20 protein-coding genes and 1 tRNA gene are annotated in these 24,135 nt (G+C 43.5%); 19 read left to right on the top strand and 2 right to left on the bottom strand.

The annotated features are described in order from the left end of the window. Nucleotides 1-5 precede the first annotated feature (5 nt). The 18 genes from epsF to A3Q3_RS0106495 all read left to right on the top strand — a co-directional run bounded on the left by epsF (nt 6) and on the right by A3Q3_RS0106495 (nt 20,315). Nucleotides 6-1,400, top strand: coding sequence for a chain length determinant protein EpsF (gene epsF / locus A3Q3_RS0106580; protein ID WP_020182785.1), 1,395 nt, complete (start codon nt 6-8; stop codon nt 1,398-1,400). Between the two features lie 15 nt (nt 1,401-1,415). Further along, entirely contained in the window at nt 1,416-2,288 is an 873-nt protein-coding gene (gene epsG, locus A3Q3_RS0106575; RefSeq protein WP_020182784.1) for a chain length determinant protein tyrosine kinase EpsG, read from the top strand. Between the two features lie 18 nt (nt 2,289-2,306). Beyond that, nucleotides 2,307-3,224: an exosortase B gene (gene xrtB / locus A3Q3_RS0106570; protein WP_020182783.1), complete on the top strand. Its 918-nt coding sequence runs from the start codon at nt 2,307-2,309 to the stop codon at nt 3,222-3,224. Then, a complete protein-coding gene (gene epsI, locus A3Q3_RS0106565; RefSeq protein ID WP_020182782.1) occupies nt 3,224-3,898 on the top strand; it encodes an exosortase-associated protein EpsI, B-type in 675 nt (224 codons plus the stop codon). Before xrtB ends, epsI begins: the two co-directional genes overlap by 1 nt. Nucleotides 3,899-3,999: 101 nt before the next feature. Continuing rightward, complete coding sequence (locus A3Q3_RS0106560) at nt 4,000-5,289, top strand: oligosaccharide flippase family protein (RefSeq protein ID WP_157355072.1); 1,290 nt, start codon at nt 4,000-4,002, stop codon at nt 5,287-5,289. Further along, on the top strand, nt 5,282-5,878 hold the full coding sequence (locus A3Q3_RS14620; RefSeq protein ID WP_020182780.1) for a CatB-related O-acetyltransferase: 597 nt from the start codon (nt 5,282-5,284) through the stop codon (nt 5,876-5,878). Before A3Q3_RS0106560 ends, A3Q3_RS14620 begins: the two co-directional genes overlap by 8 nt. Nucleotides 5,879-5,989: 111 nt before the next feature. Next, entirely contained in the window at nt 5,990-7,108 is a 1,119-nt protein-coding gene (locus tag A3Q3_RS0106550) for a Coenzyme F420 hydrogenase/dehydrogenase, beta subunit C-terminal domain (RefSeq protein ID WP_157355069.1), read from the top strand. Continuing rightward, nucleotides 7,105-8,283: a polysaccharide pyruvyl transferase family protein gene (locus A3Q3_RS0106545; protein WP_020182778.1), complete on the top strand. Its 1,179-nt coding sequence runs from the start codon at nt 7,105-7,107 to the stop codon at nt 8,281-8,283. Before A3Q3_RS0106550 ends, A3Q3_RS0106545 begins: the two co-directional genes overlap by 4 nt. Nucleotides 8,284-8,285: 2 nt before the next feature. Continuing rightward, nucleotides 8,286-9,794, top strand: coding sequence for an O-antigen ligase (locus A3Q3_RS0106540; RefSeq protein ID WP_033424945.1), 1,509 nt, complete (start codon nt 8,286-8,288; stop codon nt 9,792-9,794). 46 nt (nt 9,795-9,840) lie between these two features. Further along, nucleotides 9,841-11,373, top strand: coding sequence for an MBOAT family protein (locus A3Q3_RS0106535; protein WP_020182776.1), 1,533 nt, complete (start codon nt 9,841-9,843; stop codon nt 11,371-11,373). Nucleotides 11,374-11,429: 56 nt separating this feature from the next. After that, on the top strand, nt 11,430-12,308 hold the full coding sequence (locus A3Q3_RS0106530; RefSeq protein WP_157355066.1) for a hypothetical protein: 879 nt from the start codon (nt 11,430-11,432) through the stop codon (nt 12,306-12,308). Beyond that, complete coding sequence (locus A3Q3_RS0106525) at nt 12,301-13,329, top strand: glycosyltransferase family 2 protein (RefSeq protein ID WP_020182774.1); 1,029 nt, start codon at nt 12,301-12,303, stop codon at nt 13,327-13,329. The genes A3Q3_RS0106530 and A3Q3_RS0106525 overlap by 8 nt, the downstream gene beginning before the upstream one ends. After that, nucleotides 13,326-14,915, top strand: a complete 1,590-nt coding sequence (locus A3Q3_RS0106520; RefSeq protein ID WP_020182773.1) for a hypothetical protein — start codon at nt 13,326-13,328, stop codon at nt 14,913-14,915. The genes A3Q3_RS0106525 and A3Q3_RS0106520 overlap by 4 nt, the downstream gene beginning before the upstream one ends. A gap of 26 nt (nt 14,916-14,941) precedes the next feature. After that, nucleotides 14,942-16,030 carry a glycosyltransferase gene (locus tag A3Q3_RS0106515; protein ID WP_020182772.1) on the top strand — a complete coding sequence of 363 codons (1,089 nt, stop codon included), beginning with the start codon at nt 14,942-14,944 and terminating at the stop codon, nt 16,028-16,030. Nucleotides 16,031-16,074: 44 nt separating this feature from the next. Next, complete coding sequence (locus tag A3Q3_RS0106510; RefSeq protein WP_020182771.1) at nt 16,075-17,262, top strand: glycosyltransferase family 4 protein; 1,188 nt, start codon at nt 16,075-16,077, stop codon at nt 17,260-17,262. Continuing rightward, nucleotides 17,259-18,371, top strand: coding sequence for a glycosyltransferase family 4 protein (locus A3Q3_RS0106505; protein WP_020182770.1), 1,113 nt, complete (start codon nt 17,259-17,261; stop codon nt 18,369-18,371). The genes A3Q3_RS0106510 and A3Q3_RS0106505 overlap by 4 nt, the downstream gene beginning before the upstream one ends. Nucleotides 18,372-18,828: 457 nt before the next feature. Next, the gene (locus tag A3Q3_RS0106500; protein WP_198288910.1) at nt 18,829-20,016 is read left to right on the top strand and encodes a glycosyltransferase family 4 protein; all 1,188 of its coding nucleotides are present in this window, start codon (nt 18,829-18,831) and stop codon (nt 20,014-20,016) included. A gap of 222 nt (nt 20,017-20,238) precedes the next feature. Then, a tRNA-Arg gene (locus tag A3Q3_RS0106495) sits at nt 20,239-20,315 on the top strand. A 180-nt stretch (nt 20,316-20,495) separates the two neighbouring features. Here A3Q3_RS0106495 and A3Q3_RS13740 read toward each other — a convergent pair. Further along, a complete protein-coding gene (locus A3Q3_RS13740) occupies nt 20,496-20,810 on the bottom strand; it encodes a hypothetical protein (RefSeq protein ID WP_157355063.1) in 315 nt (104 codons plus the stop codon). A gap of 311 nt (nt 20,811-21,121) precedes the next feature. On the opposite strand from A3Q3_RS13740, the gene A3Q3_RS14295 reads away from it, so the two are divergent. After that, nucleotides 21,122-21,295 carry a DUF1328 domain-containing protein gene (locus A3Q3_RS14295; protein WP_020182767.1) on the top strand — a complete coding sequence of 58 codons (174 nt, stop codon included), beginning with the start codon at nt 21,122-21,124 and terminating at the stop codon, nt 21,293-21,295. Between the two features lie 144 nt (nt 21,296-21,439). On the opposite strand, the gene A3Q3_RS0106480 is transcribed toward A3Q3_RS14295, so the two are convergent. Beyond that, complete coding sequence (locus A3Q3_RS0106480) at nt 21,440-23,392, bottom strand: bifunctional diguanylate cyclase/phosphodiesterase (protein WP_020182766.1); 1,953 nt, start codon at nt 23,390-23,392, stop codon at nt 21,440-21,442. Nucleotides 23,393-24,135: the final 743 nt, after the last annotated feature.

Here is a 24,135-nt window from a genome sequence, read left to right as displayed (position 1 = left end):
TAGCCATGAACTTTACGCAATTTCTACTCCTTTTAAAAGCGCGTTCCAAGATAGTGTTGGTGACCTTTGGCTTGACGGTGCTCACCACTGTGGCAGTCAGCTTGCTGATTCCTAAAAGCTATAAAGCCAGTACATCGCTCGTGCTGAATTACAAAGGGGCTGACCCAGTGACTGGCATTGCATTGCCGGCACAGTTGATGCCCGGCTATATGGCAACGCAAGTCGATATTATTACCAGCCATAGCGTGGCCAGAAAAGTGGTGGATGCGCTTAAATTTGCAGACAGCGATACTGCAAAAAAACAGTTTATGGAAGCCACTAAGGGCAAGGGCGATATTCGTGATTGGTTTGCTGATCTGTTATTGCAAAAATTAGACGTAGTGCCTTCTCGTGAAAGTAGCGTCATTGAAATTTCATTCAGTGGTTCGGATCCTGACTTTGCAGCAGGGGTGGCTAATACGTTTGCAGCGGCCTATCAACAAACAAGCTTGCAACTGAAAGCGGAGCCAGCACAGGGTGCTGCTACCTATTTGAGCTCACAAACCAAAACACTGCGCGAAGAGCTGGAAAAAGCACAAGCCAGATTGTCTAAGTATCAGCAAGACAATGGCATTACCAGCGGCATTGAGCAGTTTGATACTGAGAACGCACGGTTGAATGAATTAACCACGCAATATGTGGTGGCGCAATCTCAGGCAATTGAGGCCTCTTCACGCAAGGCTGGCGTATCCAGTAATGCGGCAGACTCTCCCGATGTGGCTTCCAATGCCTTAGTGCAGGGTTTGAAAGTAGACATTGCAAGATCTGAATCCAAATTAGCAGATTTATCTCAGCGATTAGATAAAAATCATCCACAGATTCAATCTGCACAGGCTGAAATCAGTAAATTAAGATCACAGTTGCAAGAAGCGATTCGTTCTACCAGTGCCAGTGTTGGCGGGTCAGCTAAAATCTATCGTCAGCGTGAATCTGAGTTGGCAGCACAAGTGGCTGCGCAAAAGCAGAAAGTACTCAAGCTGAATCGCACACGCGATCAATTAATGATACTGCAACGCGATATGGAAAACGCACAGCGCTCACTAGATGCAGTGAGTCAGCGCTTTATGATGTCTAATCTTGAGGGGCAGGCCAACCAAACAGATATTTCCATATTAAATCCGGCTGTCGCGCCCATCGAGCATTCCAGTCCGAAAATACTACTCAATATATTGCTGTCGGTTTTTCTTGGCCTCATGTTAGGTGTTGGCTTCGGGCTGTTGGCCGAAATGTTGGATAGACGCGTGCGTTCTGTTGAGGATATTCAGGAGTCAGTCGAGATTCCTGTGTTGGGTGTGCTTTCCAGTGTCATTTCCACAAAATCCAAGCGGTTTTCATTTTTGCGTTTTCTTAAGTTGGCCTAACTCGAGAGTCACCCTATGAATTTGATCCAAGTACCCGTACCAGACAATATGATTAAACGCGATACCAGCATTGGGCGCTTACTGCTTGATTTGGGTAAGTTAACGCCAGAAGGTGCCGAGCGCGTTCTGCGTTTGCAAAAAGAGAAAGGCCTGCGGTTTGGTGATGCTGCATTAAGCTTAGGCTTGGTAAGCAGTGAAGATATTCGCCAAGTGGTTTCCATGCAGTTTGATTATCCGTACCTGCAAGCCGGGCAAGGTAGTTATAGCAGGGAGCTTGTGGCTGCCTATCAGCCATTTACCCCGCAGGTGGAAGCATTGCGTGCGCTACGCACACAATTGGTGTTGCGTTGGTTTGCTGAGCATGGCTCGACCATTGCGATTACCGGTGTGCAAAGTGGTGATGGCAGCAGTTATATTGCAGCAAACTTAGCCGTTGTGTTTTCTCAGCTAGGCGAGCAGACCTTGCTGATTGATGCAAATTTAAGGCAGCCGCGTCAGCATAAAATTTTTAACCTAAAAGGGCAGCGAGGACTATCGGACATAATCGTTGGCCGAGCCGATAATGACGCTATTGTGCGCATTGAATCGTTTATGGGGCTATCTGTATTGGGGGCGGGCACTATTCCGCCAAACCCACAAGAGCTATTAAGCCGCGGCGCATTTACCGAGCTGCTCAACAACGCTGCCAATGAATATGATGTAATTATTGTGGATACCTCATCCGCGGATGAGAGTGTGGATTATCAAGCCATTGTGGCGCGCACTGGTGGGGCAATGCTGGTTGCGCGTAAAAATTATACCAAATTGGCTAAGTTGGATGAGTTGAGTAAGAAAATTAAAGACATCGGCGCGCAAGTGGTAGGTGCCGTATTAAATGAGTATGACTAATTAAATATAGCCCTTGCCATGATTTTACAACCCACACACAGCGCAAATCGCCTCCCATCTGTACTACAAGAGTGGGGGGGTATTATTTTGGGCTTGCTTGCGCTGTATGTGCCCATGTACTACGCACTTTTAACCGGTTTATGGACATCACAAGACCAAGCGCACGGCCCAATCGTCTTGATGGTGGTCGTGTTTTTGGCTTGGCAAAAGCGAGATGCTATTCTCAATAAGTCCGCAGTGCCCCCTGCCGTAGCTGTGACATTAGTGGGCTGGGTGTTTCTGATTGCTGGCTTACTCAGTTACGTGCTTGGTCGCTCACAAGATATCTTAACGTTTGATATCGGCTCACAAGTGCTTGTTTTCTCAGCCGTATTACTTATTACCCGTGGTACCCAGGCGCTCAAGCTTATGTGGTTCCCGCTGTTTTTTATTCTGTTTATGATTCCGCTACCGGGATTTCTTTTAGATGCAGTCACTCTGCCCATGAAGATTGCAGTATCTACGGTAGCCGAGCAAGTTCTGTATTGGGCGGGTTATCCCATTGCCAGATCTGGCGTGGTGTTACAAATTGGGCAATATCAGCTGCTAGTGGCAGATGCCTGCGCCGGTATGCACACGTTAATTTCGTTAGAAGCACTTGGCTTGCTCTACCTGAATTTGGTTAAGCATGACTCTTTATTCCGTAACTTTGTACTGGCGCTATTGATTATTCCAATTTCGTTTACGGCCAATGTGATTCGCGTCATGGTGCTCACATTGGTGACCTTTTATTTTGGCGATGAAGCTGGTCAAGGCTTTGTGCATGGCTTTGCCGGAATGGTGCTATTTATTGTGGCGCTTACTCTGATTATGTCGGTTGATTCATTGCTGCAGTATTTTAGTAAGCGCATGGATGCTGCTAAAGCAAAATCAGCAAACGCAAGGGTGACCGCATAATGCAACACACTGTCAGAAATATCGTTATGGCCATACTCATGATTGTGGCATCCGGAGTAGCCATGGCCATTCACCCAACACACCGCATTGCCGATGATGGACCTGCCGTGGTGTTGGAAAATATGATTCCGCTAGCGTTTGGTGACTGGAAAGACGAACCCCAGCAAACCGGTCAAATCGTGAATCCACAAGTAAAAGAAACATTAGATAAGATTTATACGGCCTTGCTATCCCGAACCTACGTGAATAGTGCGGGGGAACGCATTATGTTATCTATTGCTTACGGTGCAGACCAAAGCGATGCAAACCAACTGCATTACCCTGAAGTATGTTACCCGGCGCAAGGCTTTCAGTTGCTAAAAACAAATCAGGCAAGCATCAGCACACAATTTGGCGAGATTAGAACTAAACAGCTGATTGCAGTGTTAGGGCTTAGAACTGAGCCGGTGACATACTGGACAACGGTAGCAGACAAAGTTGTAAGGGGTAGTAAAGAAACTAAACTTGCTCAACTTAAATATGGGTTTAATGGCCAAATACCGGATGGACTGCTATTTAGAGTATCTACAGTAACGCAAGATACAGATAGAGCATTTGCGCTACAGAAGCTGTTTGTCAAAGATCTTTCAATCGCATTAAAAAGCGATTTTAGAGCCAAGTTGATGGGGCTGTAACTCACTAAACGCATGCATTTTAATGTCTATTAGCGATAGCGCATTGTTAAATGTACTCAATGCTTAGGCTAGCACCTTAATTATCTTAGAAGCTAAATCCCTTGCTTAAAAACACACTCTATATGGGCATCACCACAGCAGCAAAGCTGCTAGCAGGCATCGCTGTGTTCGTGATCATGGCAAGGGTGTTGGGGCCTCATGATTTTGGGGTTGTTATTTATGCGTTTACGTTAGGCTCCATTTTTGTACTGCTAGTAGATTACGGGTTTTCTCAGCAGTTGCTAAGAGATATCGGCACAACCCCCAGTGCAATCAACAAAATTATGGGACGTGTGCTCATTGCAAAGTTGGTATTAAGTTTGGCTTTGCTTGCCATTTGCGCTATTTATTTAGTCATTTTCCCGAAAGATTTCACCACTAAAATAGTGTTTTTAGCACTGTTATGTTCATCATTAATAGCATCGTTTAGTGAGTTTTTAAACGTAGGCTTTAGAGGGGTAGGCCAGTTTAAATTAGAAACTAATCTGGCAACGCTGGGGGCAATCATACATTTTGCTTTAATTGTAGCGATGCTGTTGATTAAACCAGATGTTTACTGGGTAGCTTTTGCATTTGTTGTTTCTAGATGCATTTATTTGTGTATGTCATGGTATGCGTATCAAAAACACCTTGGGAACATCGAAACTACAATCAACAGCAATGAGGTGATTAAGACTTTAAAGGCGGGTTTTCCTTATGCTGCAGATGCAGGGTTTACAAACTTTTTTTATCAAGTGGACACTATTATTGTGAATCACTATTTGGGATTTGCTGGTGTAGGTATGTATCAGGCCGCTACAAAATGGATGCAGGGCGCTATGCAGTTTGCGCCTGTGCTCTCTAATGTGTATTTGCCTACAATTGCATCGCATTCGAGTGATGGCCAAAGATCTGTTGCCATGGAGGAAAAGCTTTGTAACTCTATGTTATTTATTGGCTTTTTTGGATGGTTGTTTTTTACATTCTTCGCAGAATACGCTTCTGATTTAATTTATGGTGAAAGTTACAAGTCGCTGGCGGAGCTTTGGAAGTTTATTGGATTACTTATTTTTTTACGATATTTTGCCGCCACGCAAGGCGTGTTACTTACTGCATATGGCTTACAAAAAGTAAGAGTTTTTGCTCAAGTTTGTGCATTGGGAGCTTTAATTCTTACAGCACCTTATCTAATCAAACAGTTTAATTTAGCAGGCATATTAGTGAGTTTAATTGCATCTATAGCAACGCTAATTTTGGTTTATTCAATTTACGGTAATAGGAACGGTATTAAGTATAGAAATCATAAAGTTTTATTTACACTTTCTTTATTGGTGGCGGTAACTTTCATTTGTTTGGTTATTAAAAATGCTTAATTTTTTCAGAAAATTACAATTAAAAAAATTATTGAAAGATGAGTTTAAGAATAAAGCCTTAAGACAATATTTCATCGAAAAATTTCAAATAGATGTTGGCATGTACTCGTATGGATGTTTTGATTCAAATCGCATTGCAAAAGGTACAAAGATTGGAAGGTATTGTTCAATAGCGAACACGGCTGTTATTTTTAATGGTAATCACGGCCTGTCATTTTTGACTTTACATCCTTATGCCTATAACCCTGCATTGGGCTTTGTGCATGAGGAAACAATCGTGCGTTCAAAGTGTGTTGTGGAGGATGATGTTTGGTTAGGACATAACGCAATCATTACACCAAGCGTCACTAACATTGGGCGTGGTGCAGTGGTTGCTGCTGGCGCTGTAGTAACTAAGAATGTGCCAGCTTACGCTGTTGTTGCTGGTAACCCAGCAAAGGTCATTAAGTACAGATTTAACGCTGAGTTGATTGAAGCCATCGACCAAACTCAATGGTGGCTTAAAGATGATGTCGAGCTAAAGAAAATAATTGATTCAACGCCTGAATTGTTATTTTCGCCGGCGACTTATTTCAATTTAAAAGATTAAGTAAGCGCCTTTATTATGATTGCAAATAACTTATTAGAAAAAATTACAACTAGTGGATATTGCACAGGTTGTGGTTTATGTGCGTCTGTAGCTGAACCCAATCAAATTAAAATGAAGATCAATGCTTCTGGCTTTTTGAGGCCGGTTATTCAACATGCAATCTCAGTAGAGTCCGATGCTGCAATTAAACACTTGTGTCCGGGCATTCATTTGGAGCATGCCGCACAAGTGCAGAATAAACACCCAATTTGGGGGCCTCTAGTTAACGTGCGTACAGGATTTGCACAAGATGCAGAAATACAGCACCTTGGCTCATCGGGTGGTGTGATATCAGCGTTGGCTGTGTATTTGCTCGAATCAGGTAAAGTGGATTTTGTTGCACAAACAGCGGTCAGTAAAACAGCGCCTTTGGTCAATGTTTTACAAAAAAGTTTTACTAGAGAAGATGTGTTGCACGCAGCTGGCTCTAGATATGCACCTTCATCACCGCTGGAAAATATTCGTGAGCTGTTTCAGTCTGGTCAAACATTTGCTTTTATTGGTAAGCCTTGTGATGTTGCCGGGCTGCAGGCATATATTGCAAAAAATCCGCAATATAAACATCAGATTAAATACATGATTTCGTTTATGTGTGCAGGTGTGCCAAGTATTCATGGCTCCAAAGAAGTCATCGCAAAGATGGGAGCAGATATCAATCAATTGGTCTCATTTAGATATCGTGGCGATGGCTGGCCAGGAAAAGCGCGCGCAGTGCAGGCGGATGGACAATCGTTTGAGATGGATTACAACAGTTCTTGGGGCAATATACTGGGGAAACAAATTCAGTTTCGTTGTAAATTGTGTGCAGATGGCACGGGTGAGTTTGCAGATATTGTTTGTGCAGATGCTTGGTATGGCAAAGACGGCTATCCAGATTTTGCTGAACGCGAAGGTAGAAGTTTATTGCTGACAAGAACAGAAGCCGGTGAACATTTAATCAATGAGGCAATACACGCTGCATCCATTCAGGTTAGCCCTTTAGATGTGGGTGAAATATCAAAGATGCAACCTTATCAAGTGAACAGAAAAAAAGTGGTGTTAGGCAGAGTGCTGGCCGCCGGCCTTGCACATCGCTATTTTATACAATATAAAAATATGGGCTTAGTCGTTGCATCACTTGCAACTGATCCTGTGACCTGGTTTAGGCATGCTTGGGGCACTTTTAAACGGGTAAAAGGTGAAGTGCAATGAGTCATCAAAAAAAACAAATCACAATTGGTTTGCTGTGGCACTCCGTTTCTTCTGATAACTTAGGCGTTGGTGCATTAACAGAATCTCAAATTGCTATTTGCCAAGCCGCTGCGCGTACGGCAAATGTAGAGGTGCGTTATATTATTTTTGGCACTGCTGGTGGCAAAAACTACTTGCCAAAAGATGTGCCCATCATCATTGGTAGCAGAATATCCATTAAGCAAATGATCAAAGGCCAATCTGCGTTTCTTAAAGACCTAGAGGCCTGTGATTTTGTGCTAGATATTGGTGAAGGTGATAGCTTTGCAGATATTTATGGCATCAAGCGCTATCTATTTCTGATTGTGAGTAAACTGGCGGTGCTGTTTAAAGGCAAGCCGCTGATACTCAGCCCGCAAACCATCGGGCCTTTTGATTATTGGTTTACAAGATGGATTGCAACCTTTGTGATGAAGCGTTGTAAACGCGTGTTTGCGCGTGATGGTCTTTCATCTGCCTATTTATTGCGTTGCGGTATTGTAGATAATGCAGATGAAGTGGTGGATGTGGCGTTTAGGTTGCCCTTTACGCAAAGTAAGCATGGTGAGTCAAGCAAAGTACACATTGGCCTTAATGTGTCTGGTCTATTGTATTCCGGCGGCTACACAGAAAATAATCAGTTTGGCTTAACGCTGAATTATCAAGCACTGATACAAGATCTCATTCAATACTGGACAATTGACCCTAACAACCAAGTGTGGCTAATTCCGCATGTGATTCCTGATGATTTGCCGGTTGAGGATGACCGTAAGGCAATTGCTCAGTTGGCGTTAGTGTTTCCTACAGTCAAAGCAGCCCCCAGTTTTAATAGCCCAAGCGAGGCAAAGTCATTTATTTCTGGCATGGACTTTGTCACTGGCGCGCGTATGCATGCCTGCATTGCTGCTTTTTCATCAGGCGTTGCGGTGGTGCCACTGGCCTATAGTAGAAAGTTTAATGGCTTGTTCTCCTCATTAAATTACGCGTGGGTAGCCGATGGAAAAGTGACGGATACACAAACTGCGTTTTCAAAAATTATCGATGGCTTTAACCAGCGCGCAGCGCTTAAAAAAGAGATTGAGTTTGGAAATCAGATTGCGCATGCGCGTTTGCAAACATACGAAAACTACCTTGTTACATGTATGAGGGCGGTTTAGCGATGAACCTCAACAATCTCCGTCATCTGAACTGGCTAAACATCATCGTTAAAGCTGCGGTGGTTATGTTTGTTGTGTTTTTGCTATTTATTGCAGGTGCAATGACTGCCTTAGCGCCATGGTTAATAGCTAGGCTGCTGCCTATTGGTATATTGGTGATTGTGATTCTCACCGCACTGATGTCGGCGAATGATAAACGCTTAAGCGAAAAAACCCTCAACATTTGGCTCGCGGTATTGTTGTCTACCATGGCACTGTGGCCTACCTATTTACTCATTAAGTTTTCTGGGTTACCTGCCTTAGATGCGCGTAGGGTGGTTGCTGGGCTTACCTTGGGCGCTACACTATATTTTCTACTCTCTCGTAAATATTTTGTAAAAGCGTTATTCACCGGCGGATATTTCCGTGTTGGCAGTTTTTTAGTATTGAGCTATGCCACTTTACGTATTGCCTCATGCTTCACTTCAGAGCATACATTTGCGTCCCTAATCATCGTTTTTTGGGAAATACTGTACTACTACAGTATGTTTTTTGTGGGCGCACTGCTGTTTGGTGAGGCCAAATACCATCAATGGTTGATGAAAATATTGATGGTGCTGGCGGTACTGATTGCTGGTTATGCTGCAGTAGAGTGGCTGTTTGAAAAAAATATACTGATACAGTTGGCACCCAGTAATAAAGAGTTTACGGAGTTTAAAGCCGCACTTGCGCTATCTAGGTTACGAGAAGGCTTTTTTAGAGCACAAGGTACTTTTGAACACCCGCTATTGCTGGCTGAGTTTTCTGCCATGACGCTATGCTTTGGGCTTGCTGCCATGCTTTGGTCAAAAAAGGAAGATGAGTTTAGAGTGCTGGGCGGCATTACTATTGTTGCTGCCATTGGTGCTGCATTGCTTTCAGGTTCACGTAGTGCACTCATTACCACAACACTTGGTGGCTTAATTGTTATCTTATTGCGCATCATTGCACCAAAAGTAGCCCTTAAAAAACGTCAGCAGACGTTCCGTAAAATAGCTTTTTTCTTCACGCTATCTGCCGTAATTGCGGTGGCTATTCCAGCGGCTAGCGTGCTTGTTAAAGGTAGAACTACTAACGAAGCAGCAAGCACGGTTGGGCGGATATATATGCTTGAGCTTGGCATACCCAGCATACTTAGCAACCCGCTGTTAGGTAAGGGACCTGGTTCTTCTGGCGCTATTGCCGGCATTAGAACTGGTTCAGGCATAGGCACGCTTGATAATTATTTGCTGGCTATAGCCATTGAAAGTGGTGTGCCTGCACTCTTCTTGTTTTTGGCTTGCTTACTTTATCCGGTATGGGTGATTTTTAATAAGCTAATGACTGGGGAGCAGACATCTGCAAATTTTTATGCTGCCGTAGCAGCTGCACTAGTAGTAACAACTATCACGCGCACGGTGTTATGGATGCCCTATAACTTATTGTTTTCGTTCTTATTGGCAGGGATGGTGTTACGGTCTATTTCAAATAATCCCAAAAATACCGATCAATAAAAAAGCAATGTCATTGAAAAATAAATTGCCACCTTGCTAACCGAATATGCTATTTAACTCTACAGTTTTTTTGTTTATATTTTTGCCAATCAGCCTATTGGTGTATTTCTGTGTCGGCCGTAAGAATGGAGCCACCGCTAGGGTTTTATTGGCGCTATTGTCATTACTATTTTATGCGTACTGGGATTGGCAATTTGTTCCATTGTTGCTGGGCTCCATCATTGTGAACTATGTTGCAGGGGTGAGAATATCTAAACTAATAAATTCAAGCCAACTACCTGAGGCCAAAAGTAACTTAATCATTGGGCTGACATTTAATTTAGCTTTACTATTTTATTTTAAGTACACCAATATGATTGTTGCCAGTTTTGAAAGCTGGACAGGATTGAATGCAGGTGTCTCCAACATTATTCTTCCCATAGGCATTTCATTCTTTACCTTTACGCAGATTGCGTTTCTTGTGGATGCATATCAAAAGAAAGTGAGCGAGTATAAGTTTTGGGACTATGCACTTTTTGTCTCTTATTTCCCACATCAAATTGCTGGCCCGATTCTTCACCACAAGGAGATGATGGGTCAGTTTACGAAACAATTGATCACAAAGTTTGATGTTCAAAACTTTGCAGTTGGTGCTTCTATACTTGTTGTTGGGCTGGCAAAAAAAGTTTTACTGGCGGATCCCATAGCAACTTTCGCTGACCCAGTTTTTTCTAATGCTGGAATGGGAGTGACGCCCACCTTTATTGAGGCATGGGGCGCGACCTTAGCTTACGCTCTGCAACTCTATATTGATTTTTCAGCCTATTGCGATATGGCAATAGGTATTTCCTTCATGTTCGGAATCAGGCTTCCAATCAATTTTAATTCACCATACAAAGCTACCAGTATTATTGATTTTTGGCGGAGGTGGCATATCACACTGTCTCGATTCTTAAGAGAGTATTTATATATACCACTCGGCGGCAATAGATCCGGGCATTTGCGCCGCTATTTGAATTTGATGGTGACCATGGCTTTGGGTGGTTTATGGCATGGCGCTTCATGGACATTTCTCATTTGGGGTGTGCTGCACGGTGTTTACCTGACGATAAACCACCTATGGCGTAGCTATTTTTATGAGCGACATAATATTGCAGTTCATCCTCTTTTGGGATGGCTAATTACATTCATTGCCGTATTGATTGGTTGGGTCTTTTTTAGGGCAGTCAATTTCACATCGGCTTTACTGATGTTGCAGTCCATGTTGGGATTTGCAGGTGTTGCAGTGCCACATGCCATGATTGACTTTTTAGGCCCAAGATGGCCATTGATTGGTAGTGAGGTTTGGTCTGGTGAGCTTGGCGGTATCAGGGCGATATTATTTATTTTGGTTGTGCTAGCAGGCGTACTTGCAATGCCTAACACTCAACAGATCTTTCAATCATTTAACCCTTCGCTTGATAAAGTGCAAGAGGGTAAGGCTTCGGTTTCGTTTGCATGGTCTCCCAATATCTTATGGATTTTAACAATTTCGGTTTTACTGGCGCTAAGCTTAAACAGGCTTGGCAGTGATAGTACTTTTTTATACTTTAACTTTTAATGCGCACTTATTTAGTAGCCGTTTCACTTCTAGCTTCTATCTTATTTCTGATAGTCGTGCCTACCTATTCATTCCAGTATCTGGATTTTGAGGGGTTGGTGAAAGGGCTAAATGGCCATGGGAAAATTTGGTTTTTTGGCAACTCAGTCATTAGGCACTCTTCAAAATGTGACACAGATCATCGGTCCATCTCTGATCTGTTTGCTGCTGCTATTCACCAGCCTGTGGTGGATATGTCACGCGGTGGTATGCGTACTGGGCGCATGCTGGATATTGTTGAGGTTCTGGTTGCTTTAGGGCTAAAGCCTAAGGCGGTATACATTCAAGTTCCACTTGATGGAGATGTCATCGCACAGTTGAATGAGATTTCTGGGGTGAAGGGGTTCTTTACTACTAATTTTTCTGAGTTAAAGCATAAGCTCAATTTAACAGAAGGCTCTCAAATCGGCAGCATGAAGCGGGTAGCGTTTAATGGACATTACTATGGGGACTATGGGGAGTTTTCAAAAAAATATTTTGTGATAGAGAAACAGCAGAGAACGTGTCCGGAAACCATGGGCGTCGATAAAGATTTTATTGCGTTTATGTACTGGCGTAACTTTCTGGAAAAAAATGCGGACACAAGTGCTGCTCAAGAAATGAACAGAATCCAAACTCTAGTCAATAAAGGAATTAAGATTGTTTTTTGGATTGCACCTGTTAACTCCGAAGATATTAGTGCACTACACGGTAGCGCCAGTATTCAAGGGCTGTCTGCGTATAAAAACAATATAGTGAACTTAATGAAAAATTTTACTGTGGTTGATATGTCCCATACGGTGCCGGCGAATCATTTTGCAGACAGGTGGTGTGCGTGTGGGCACCTGAATGATGAAGGGCGGCTAAGTGTCGTTTCACAACTCATCCCCTCAGTAGCAAGCACTAGCCATGAATAATCATTTATCAGCAGAGTATTCATCAGCGGATAAGGTCGTAAGCGTATGCATTGTTGTTCTTAACTGGAACGGCTGGAAAGATACGATTGAGTGTCTGCAAAGTTTAAGTGAGTTAGCAGGTGAAAACTACAGCGTTGTGGTGGTTGATAATGCTTCTACAGATGGCTCACGCGAAAAGTTATTGGCTTGGGCGAGTGGTGCGGAGAGTCACTTAAGGTTTACTGCAGTAGTAGAAGAGGTTGATATTGATCACTGGTGTGTCCCTTTGCGAGATACCGAGTGGGTGTATGTCCAATCTTCTGTTAACGGTGGCTTTGCAGCGGGTAATAATTTGGGCATTCGGCTTGCTATGCAAGCTGGGTGTCAGTATGTGTGGCTGTTAAATAACGATACTGTTGTTGCATCTCAGGCATTGGTGGCGCTTGAGCAGTATGTGGCAAAGAATCCTGATATTGGCATGTGTGGGTCAATATTGTGTTACTACAACGATAGGGCTGTGGTGCAAGCGGTGGGTGGGGTTAGGTTTAATTATTGGCTAGCGCGTGGCGAGCAGTTAGGACATGGTTTGCTGCTTGATGATGCGCGGGTAAGGAACTTGGTACAGCAGGCGCCTACTTATGTGGCAGGTGCTTCACTATTTATGCCGGTAGGTTTTTTGCAAGACATTGGTTTGATGGAAGAGAGTTATTTTCTATATTTTGAGGAAATGGACTGGGCAGTGCGTGCTGCAGGTAAATGGAAAATTGCAACCGCGGTAGATAGCATTGTTTATCATAAAGAGGGCGCATCCATTGGTACAGCAAGCCGTGGCAAGCGCTCGGTGCTTTCTCAATACTATCTTAATCGTAACCTAATTAGGTTTTATGCTTTACGCAAGCGGTGGCTTTTACCTGTAGCGGTCATCCGCGTTATGCGTGATGTGATAAAGCATACGGTGTATAGAGATTTTAAGTTGTTAAATGCCACGACCAAAGCATTAACGGATGGCATTTTAATGCGTGGCGGACCGAAGGGTTTATGATGCATTTTAGTGATGTTTCATACTTGGTACGCATTTGCTTTATGGTGCTAACAGTGCTGATTTCTGCACCTCTGGCGTTGGCTGATGAGGCAGAAAGTACAGGGGTAGGGGTACAAGATAAATTGCTGAGCAGTGCGCTTGTGGATTCTGCTAACGTGTATCACCACCATATTCATAATTTTTACTTTAACGATTCAGATAAATCAAAACCTAACTATCTTGCAATGCAGGCGCATGCGTTGGCAATGTCTTATGATGCAACTACGCACTACCTTGCAAACACGCTGCCAGGCAACTTGGATAGCTTAAAGCGCATTCTTTTACACAATGCTTACTATATTCCCTTGAGTATCGATTTTGATAAGCATCAGGCTAAATATACAGTTTCTTATCTTGGTGCGAATAACAGAAGTTTGGTGAATCCGGATAGAGTGGTCTGGAACGCTTATCCACTAAATAACGCAGATATTGAGATTTTAAAAGGCTACGGTTGCGCGCAATCAAAAGAGTATGTGCGTGCTACTAAACAGGTGTCACTAAAAGATGCTAAATCGTGGTTTCGTATTGATAAGGATTACGGAAAGGTAATTGCAAACTGGCAGAGCCGATTTGTTGTTGAGGATTTGGCTAAAAAAACCATACAGACGTTACAACTGGGGAAATACGATTATTTGTTTTTAGATGACTTGCCACGCAACCCAGGCAACTGTGTGAATAGTACGTTTGGCGGTAAAGGCGCTTATGCATCATGGAAAGAGGGGCAGTTAGCATTTTTACAAATGGTGACAGATGCTGCACACGCCATGAAAGGTCGTCAAGCAGAGAAAATTAAAGTTCTCGGCAATCTATGGAGCCCTTATGCGGACGTTAAATCTGCGCAATGGTATGCGGATAAAAAGCTGCGCCTAGACCATTATTACTTTGAGTCCGGCGGCTATGCGCGAGAGGATATCTTTAATGGTCAGGCAAGTAATGGTCAGGATACTGAAACTGCCTTACCAGCCTTTATGCCGCTAATGGGCGGATATATACCAGCTCATTTGGTTTCTTTGGGCACGCATATTGAAACCATGAATAGCTTGGCCGCAAATTATCAACAAGAAGTCGCGGCAGATTATTTGCGTCAGCACTATATGGCGGCGGGTATTGCGGCTACTCAAGGCTCATGGTTTGGCTGGTATGGCGAAACTTCCGTAGATAAGTTGGATTCTCGGGGAACACTCATACACTCAAACGCCATGCAACTATTACGGGTTATCCCAAACTGGGAGAATCTTGCCAAAGTATCTACGCAATCAAGAGTTTATTCCAAGGCAAAAAATACGTATTACAGCCCTAACAGTGGGTTTTCTAATGACCTGATTTATGGGGTGAACCCGCTGAATAATGAAATGTATGTGGTGTTTATGACCACTGCCGGGCAGCTTGATTTAAAGGGTAAAAAGATATTGAGTGCAACGTTTGTGGATGCTTACTTTAATAAAACTCAGTTAAATGCCTTATCTTGTTTAAGTGAGATGATGGGTAAGGTGACGCTGAAATGCAGCCATAAAATGAAGGTTGGGATACGTCTCAATTTAGAGTAGTGAATGCCTTTTACAGATATATAAACATGAGTGAACAATTGAAAATAGCAGTGGTTTGTTTTACCGGTAATTCCGGTCTTACCGATTACTCGGTATCTTTGTGCAAAGAGTTGGTGAAACACGCTGACGTTACGTTATTAACTGCCAAAAGCTATGATGAAACGCAATACCGTGTGAATTTGCCGTCGGCTAAGTTGTTTAACAGAACCAGACATTATCCGTTCGATATCATCCGATTTGTTTTGTATGTGTTGCGGCATAAACCCGATGTGTTGCTGTTTGAGTCATGGATAAAATATCCGGCGTTTGAATGGCTGCTGGTATGGATATTTAAATTGGCTGGCATCCGCACGGCACTGACTATTCATGACCTATTGCCGCATTATCCAAAACCTTGGAGCAAGTGGGTGCTTAGCTACTATTATCGTTGCTTTGATAGGTTAATTGTGCACTCCAAGCGTACCGAGGATGGACTCAATGCAATGGGTGTAAAGACCCAACCCTTAATCGTGCCGCACGGACTTTATGAAATATTCAACTTGGACAAGCTAACGCGAGAAGCTATTTTGCCAAATTTCCCGCAAGTGAATACACGTGATTTCGTGGTGCTATTTTTCGGGCATATTGAGACAAGAAAAGGAATATTAGAGTATTTATCCGCAAGTGAGTTATTGGCTAAAGAAGACAATATTAAGTTTGTTGTTGCTGGTGGCAACAGCCTGAGTGGCAGTGCGGCGGTGACGCTAGATAGTTATCGAAATAAAAAGAATGTTGTGATGCACGACCAGAGTATTCCTATGGAGCAAGTCCAACATTACTTTACATTGGCACATGTGGTTATTTTGCCTTACCTAGAGGGCACCACCAGTGGTGTTGTAAAGTTAGCTATGGCTTTTGATAGACCCATTATTGCAAGTGATGTGGGTGATTTTGCTGAAACCTTACATGATTGGTCAGGACTGCTCATCAAACTGGATACCCTGCCTGAGAACCTTGCAGCAGCGATTACGGGAATGCGCACTTCTTACAGTAACTTTATGATGAGCTTGAATGAAAATAAACAAAAATATCAGTGGGACCGCATTGCTATTCAACATATTGAATACTTGCGTTAATTATTTTGACACGGAGTCATGTTAACTTTTTTTCAGGAACATCAGTGAAATCGCTGGTGATTGTTGTGCCTGAGTTGTTGCCAGTGCCCCCCGTGCAGGGCGGCGCCGTAGAGCATTGGGTGGATGAAGCCAGTCGACGGTTAAATGGTGCAGATGTCAGGCTGGCCATTGTCTCAAGGCCTGCGCATAGTGCTGGGCAATCTGGCATTGAATATATCGGCATCCCTTGGACAAAAATAGAGCGATTTTTTCATCGCCTAAAGGAACGCGTCACTTGGAAAAACCCATTGCGTTATCTGGCCAAAATACAAAACGTATTTTCTTATGGGCGTCGTGTTGCGCGCGTTATTACCAACTTCGACGTGGTGTATTTGCATAATGAACCCAATTTACTGTTGTTTATGCACAAACGGGCTGGCCAAAAAATTGTACTGCATATGCACAATGATCATCTTTCTATGCGCCTGTTTCGTCCGCTGTATCGACGCGCATTAGCCAAAGTCGATCATGTGATTTGCGTGAGTGATTACATTCGTCGCCAGGCACTGGCAAACTTTCCTGAATATACGCATAAGTTCAGCGTGGTGTTGAATGCCACGGATCCTGACGTATTTAAGCCCTATGGCGATGAGGCCATACGTCAATTACAAGATATCGTCAGCATTGCTCCAGACAAGCATTATTTACTCTATGTTGGGCGCTTAACGCCTATTAAAGGGGTGCATGTGCTGATAGAAGCATTTCAAGCAATCCACCGGCGTTTACCCAATACGCGACTTATTATTACAGGGTCGTCATTTTTTGGTGGCGCTGCTAAAACCAGCTACGAACACAGTCTGATCACACTTGCTGCCCCTGTGAGCGAGGCCATTCTATTTACCGGCTACTTGCCGCATGACAAGCTTAAATACCTGTATTCCGCAGTAGATGTGGTGGTCCTGCCCTCCGTATGGCAGGACCCATGCCCGCTGGTAGTGTTTGAGACGATGGCATCAGGCACTTGTTTGGTGAGCTCTGCGGTAGGGGGCATTCCCGAAGTAGTCGAGCATGGTAAGAACGGTGTATTGGTCGAAGCTAATAACCCAGCGCTGCTTGCACAAGCTGTATGCGATCTAATGGCATCGGATGACATCGGGCGGTTAGCAACCAATGCGCGGAATAAAATCGTTGCCGGTTACACATGGGATCGATTGGTTGGCGAACTGAGAAATAAGTTAGGGCTACTGTCATGATTGCAATTGTTTATCCACAGTTCTATGGCGTTGGCGGTATTGCGCGTTACTTAGATTCTTTTTTAACTAATTTGCCAGCAGATCACCCGCCGATTTATTTGATTACGGGCGATGAGCATCAAACAGCGCGTCACTATGCGGGCGTAGAGATCATTCATCTTCCGCTGGCTGCGCATCGGCTCAGTCTAGTAGTTTGGTCTTGGCAGGCACGTAAGCAGCTCATACACTTATACCAAGCCGGTAAAATTAAGTGGATTAACTTGCACTTTCCGCCGCTGATTCCCGGCCTGTTTCTCCCAAAAGATATCCCTGTGGTATTAACGGCGCACACCACTTATCTAGGCATGTCTGGCAAGTTTTATACGACCAAGCATTTTGATAGCCAATGGGGGAAATACTCTCTGGCGATCAAGGCATGGATGGAATATCGAATCTTTAGCCGTACGCAAAAAGTCATTACCTTAACTGAACAAGGGCGGCAAGAGGTGCTTGCCTATGAATTTAAAAACGCTATCACGGTGATTCCAAACGGGGCTGATACCGCTTTGTTTACGCCAGATACTTCAGTAGATAAAGATATTGACGTACTGTTTTGCGGCAGGATTGAGTTGAGAAAAGGCAGCCGTTCCATGGTGGAGCTGTGCCTACAACTGATTACAAATAAACCGGATATTCGCATTGCGATAGTTGGCTATGGCGATGATTACGCTTGGGTGAAAGACAAGCTTTTGCCACATGCCAACAATATATGGCTGACTGGGAAAGTGTCCTTTTTAGAAACGGTTTCGTATTACAACAGAAGCAAAGTCTATGTGTCGACCTCCTACTACGAAGGCCTACCAGGCACTTGTTTGGAGGCGATGGCGATGGGCTTGCCTGTCGTGGTGTGGGATTTTTTGTTTTATCGCGGGCTGGTAGTTGAAGGTCATACAGGGGTATTGGTTACGCCTAACGATTATGCCGCCATGACGCAAAAAACATTGGCTTTGTTGGCTAACCCGCAGCAGATGTCAATGCTAGGCCAGCATGGACGTGCATTGCTGGAGGCTGAATATCACTGGGCCAAGCTCGCAAAAGATGTATTACGCGTGTTTGAGACGCCTGATTAGAAAGAGCCATAGCTTTAACCTCTGCGCAACTGTCTGTTGCGCTTTCAACAAGGTAATTTTAATACCTTAATTCCAAGAGACTGAATGATGCTGTGCTACCGCGTGAGACATCGGTGGCGGGCATAGTATTTGCCACTATATATCTGTAGGCGATATCAATGATGTGTTGTGAAAATTAATTTCAATCACGCTGCAAGCTAGATTCCGCAAGGGTTTTGATGAATGAATTGATTTGTTTTTATTCGTTTTGGCTCCCCTCGGAATACTTAGACGCACTGCGGCTTGGTTGAATAAAACCCATTGATTGGTTGTATGCAACCGATTGGTGGCTGGGCAAGCGAGGTGAGTCGTATGCCCAGCGCTGAGTGCATTAGGTGGTGCGATGTTCGGAGACGTTGCTGTAGTAAAAGTTTGTTAAGTATTTTGCATAAGCGAGTGTGTGGAGGTAGTAAAAGCAATGAAGATTATGATGTTGGGTTTACGCGCGTTTCCTGAAGTGCAGGGTGGTGTAGAGACACATGCTGAGCATCTGTGCCCTCTGTTGGTGAAGCTTGGATATGATGTAACGGTAATCACCCGTTCAGCCTATCAATCGGAGCAGATTGGAGCAGAGTGGCAGGGGGTTAAGTTTAAGCCTCTATGGGCACCCAAAACTAAAGGATTAGAGGCCATATTGCATAGCTTTATCGGCGTGCTATATGCTGCCATCAAGCGCCCGGATATTCTGCATATTCAGGCAATAGGCCCTGGGCTGATGACGCTATTAGCTCGCTTACTTGGTCTACGCGTAGTCGTGACGCATCATGGCCCTGACTATGAACGTCAAAAATGGGGACGCTTCGCGCGCCTAGTATTGCGCTTAGGCGAGCGGTTTGGCATGCGCTGGTCCAATGGACGGGTTGCTATCTCAAAAGTCATTACTGATCTGGTACGTGATAAGCATGGTGTTGAATCAGCACTTATCCCGAATGGCGTGGTATTGCCGCAATTACCACTATCTACTGTTGCACTTAACCAATTTGGACTTATCCCAGAACGTTATGTATTGTTGGTTGGCCGATTAGTGCCAGAAAAACGCCATTTGGATTTAATCGATGCGTTTGTTAAAGCTGCAATTCCCGGCTGGAAATTAGTCATCGTGGGTGGGTCAGATCACCCTGATAGTTATCAAACCTCTTTGGTGAATCGCGCTGTGATGACGCCAAATGTAGTGATGACTGGTTTTCAAAAAGGCTTGGCACTTAGGGAGCTGTACGCGCATGCAGGTTTGTTTGTGCTGCCATCTTCGCACGAAGGGTTGCCCATTGTCATGCTGGAAGCGCTTAGTTTTGGTTTGCCCACCATCGCGAGCGGTATCCCTGCAAATTTAGAAGTAGGGCTGTCACAAGAGCATTATTTCCCACTTGGAGACATTGATACATTGGCGACCAAATTGAAAGAGCGTGTGCTCAATCCAATCGGCCCAGGTGAACGCGAGTTTGTTCGTCAATGGGTGGTTGGGCGCTATAACTGGCAAAGAATTGCTGAAAATACTGCGCAACTATACAAAGATGTCATGGATGATAAACCGCACTCTGTCATGAAGTCACATTCGGTAATCAAAGTGACTAATCAGGATACCAAGTTGATGGGGCAGTTTGAGTAGCATTAAGTTGTTTTGCAGGTCTTGTGTGTAAGTTGCATCTATTCGGCAGTATCGGTGAAAAAAACGTGACTAACGAATAATAATCGCGTAACATACGCCGCTCGTTGCAGAACGCATTAATTCATGTACCACCGTTTCATACGGAATGCATGGATTTCACTCACTTAACAGTGTTTTTCTACTGGGAAAATCAGTGAGTTTCGCGTATAATGCACCGCTTACGCGCCCGTAGCTCAGCTGGATAGAGTACTTGGCTACGAACCAAGGGGTCAGGAGTTCGAATCTCTTCGGGCGCGCCAAATAAAACAAAGGGTTAGCTTAGGCTAGCCCTTTGTCATTTGATGATCTGTATACGATAATCTGTAGTACAAGGCTGAGCGCTAGAAGCAAGCGCCACTAAGTGCATGCTCAGTATTGATATATTTGCGCTGGGTTGTCATCTAGCACTTTAGGTGCCGGAAAAATTGAGATGGTGTGATTTAAAAATGCTTATGCAGTAAGGGTGGCTTAGCATAAAAGTGACCATCAATATTGATTTGTGAATTTTGCCAATCGGACAACTGCAACTCTGCTTCTGATGGACCTATGTGATAAGTGCGTTGAATTACCCGTGCGAAACGGTCACGTTTTCCGGCAACCATTTCTAACTGCTGATCACTGATTTCTGTCCAATTTTGCTTTATCTTTCCTTTAAAGTCATCCCAGTTATTTTCAATGTGATCCCAATTCATAATCGTTTTTCTCCTTACTGACGCATGGTTTAATTTTTTTAATACAAAAAATTGCTTGGCCAATACACCTTGATATCCACTTTAAAAGCGGCATAAACAACGTGCTTATTGGCGCATACATAGTTCTGATGCAATAAAACGCATTAAAGTTCTGTTCAGTTTCATTTCGTAACAATTTCATCTACTAATCTGGTCAATGCTTATTTAGCCAATCCAAGCCAAATTAACTTGTGTTGAAAGGCAAGTGACTTCCGGCGTAGGTAGGTTCTTACGATAAGTAGAGGGTTTGACCTATATAGAGAATGATATCTGGCGAATATGATGATTACATGATTGTTAACAACAATTAACTTATCAAATTAAGGGGTGAGGATATGCTTTACTATGCTTTGTTGTTTTTGGTGATATCTATTATCGCGGGTGTGTTGGGGTTTCGCGGAGTAGAGTCCGGTGCTGCCAAAATTTCCAAATTGTTCTTTTTTGTATTCTTGGCGCTTACTTTGTTGGTGGTGCTTGCGGCCATTCTTGGAGTGAGTTTGTTTGCCTAATGAACGATGCAATTAGATACACTTTGTCTGGAGTAGATGTTTAACGCAATCTCACCTACCTACTAGAGCAAGTGGCTCAGAGCAGTTTGGGTAACGGGGCGCAGTGGATGGTGGCAAAGTGGATGATGAAGCTGGCTGCTTTATTTACGCACAGATAAATGCAGCCTTCTCTGCCAGTAACGTTTCAAACGCATCGGCAGGGACTGGTTTTGAGAATAAGTAGCCTTGTCCGAAATCACAACCAGCTTTAATCAACAAATCTAATTGCGCTTGGGTTTCAATCCCTTCTGCAATGACCTTTTTGCCTAGTTTATGTGCCATTACAATAATGGCCTCGCATAATGCCATATCACTAGAACCTGCATGGATATTGGAGGTAAATGACTTGTCTATTTTGACATAATCAATGTCGAATTTTCTTAAATAGGCGAGCGATGAGTAGCCCGTGCCAAAATCATCAATCGCTATTTTAATGCCTGTTTTACTGTAACTATCCAACTGTTGAATCACTGCATCGCGCGCATCTAACAATAACCCTTCTGTAATCTCAATACACATGCTGTTGCCAGGCAGGTTGCGTGCATGTAGATGGTTGACCCAGTTCAAATGGTATTTGAGATTAGCCCTGAACTGCACAGGGGAGCGATTAATACTGATTTGAAAATTGGGTTGATGCATGCGCCATTTGATGACTTGCTCTACCGCCTCGGTAAATACCCAATCACCAATTTCAATGATCATGCCAGTGTCTTCTGCAATGGGGATAAACTCTGCAGGACTCACCAAGCCACGCGTCGGGTGTTGCCAGCGGATGAGCGCTTCTGCTTTATGAATATCCCCTGTGGCGAGATTGACAATAGGTTGGTAATAGAGTGTAAGTTGATTGGCAGCTATTGCACCACGTAAATCATTGCTTAGATTCCAACGATTTAACGCATGGTTTTGCATGACTGACGTGAAGTAGTGATAGCGATTTCTGCCATTTTGTTTCGCCACATACATGGCTTGGTCTGCATTTTTAAGTAACACTTCTACTTCATCGCCATCCACTGGGTAAGCGCTAATGCCGATACTAACGCTGATATAGACAACTTCCCCATCCAAATGAAAGGGCTCCGTGAATTTATCTAAAATACTTTGCGCAATACGCTCAGTGCTAATTTGATTGTCGATATTATTCAATATCACGGTAAATTCATCGCCGCCCATGCGCGCGACAGTATCATCTGCTCTTACACATTTCATGAGACGGTCTGCCGCTTCTTTCAACAATACATCACCCATATCATGGCCGAGCGTATCATTGACCTCTTTAAAGCGGTCCAAATCAAGATACATTAAAGTAATGGGTTGTTGGTCGCGTTTGGCATACTTGAGCACCTGTTGAAATCTATCCAGAAACAAGACTCGGTTAGGCAGGCGTGTGATTTGATCGTAGTGCGCTAATTGAAATAGTTGATTCTCTGCATTCTTTCTTTCACTGATGTCCGTATGCGTACCAATCATTCGCAAAGGTTTTCCATCGGCATTTCGACTAATTACCATGCCACGGCTAAGTGTCCACTTCCAAGTACCATCTTTACAAAGCAGACGGTATTCGGACACATACAAATCTTTTTTCCCATGTAGATAGTCTTGTGTATCTTCTATTTGATGCATTAAATCATCGGGATGGACGAGCTGACGCCCAGCGCTAGACGTTTCTTCAATCTCGTTATTGGTGTAGCCGTAGATTTCTTTCCAGCGCGCAGAGCGAAACACTTGGTCCGTGACCATATCCCAGTCCCAAACGCCATCGCCAGCACCTTCTAAAGCGAATTTCCAGCGATCCTCACTTACATGCAAAGAAGTTTTAACATCGAACTGTTTTTGTACGCTGCCACGCACCAAAAAATAAAGCATAAAAGCGGTAAGCGTAATAAATGCGCCACCTTTATAAATACTGTATTCAGTGAATTGCTCCTGCGAAGAGACTAGCGCTTCTAGAATGTTATCGCTAAAAAATATCCAAAAAAGACCAGATAAAATGTAGATAACAAAAATGCGTAAAGCAATTAAATGTGGGGTATATGGAGCTTTTCTCCAGACACTGATCACTGACTTACTCCTTAAAGTATTCAACCATTTAACGAATGCATACACCATTTTCACCATTCAAAGCCGTCTCTAGTACTGGTAAATGCAGAGAAATCCAATACACCAAGCTAGGCTGGTTGTAAGAATAAAGGGTCGCGCTAATTGTGCAGCGCCTCATTGCTGAAACAAACTATTGAAAGTAGTACAGCAATTGGATCGACAGTTCACAATATCGCATTGATTTATATAATACATTTTTCATCTCTCTTGATAACTCAAGAATAGAGGTGCAAATATATATTACAAAAACTAATAGCGCACACACAAATATTACGTGTTTGGCCAAATAGTGTGCGTGTTCATCGGTTGTACAAGTAGATTTTGTTTGAGTAATTATCCCTTTTGTCTCAGCAAGATATAGGTTGTGGGTCATGATCATTAATGAGTGGTTATAGCCATGCTTGGTGCGACTGGTCTTGTAGTTTGGTGGCGTAAGCACGTATCCCGCCATCGATACACATTTCAGAAAGTACTAATTAGGCTCGGGAAAAAATCCCCAAAGCTGAGACATAGCAAGTGCAATGAGAGCGTTTTAACCTATCAGATTTTACTAAGGAAAATTGCTTCTATACCCTATAGCTAATGACTGCAGCATATGGGAAAGCAGACAACTACAACCAAACGGATGGTTGTAGTCAACCAGATGTGTATTGTTAAAAAATAATATTAAAGTGATAACAATGACTTACATGTTGTAAGCTAGG

This window comes from Methylotenera sp. 1P/1 (genome assembly GCF_000384355.1).
Lineage (GTDB): Bacteria > Pseudomonadota > Gammaproteobacteria > Burkholderiales > Methylophilaceae > Methylophilus.
This window is presented reverse-complemented; position numbering and strand designations above follow the sequence as displayed.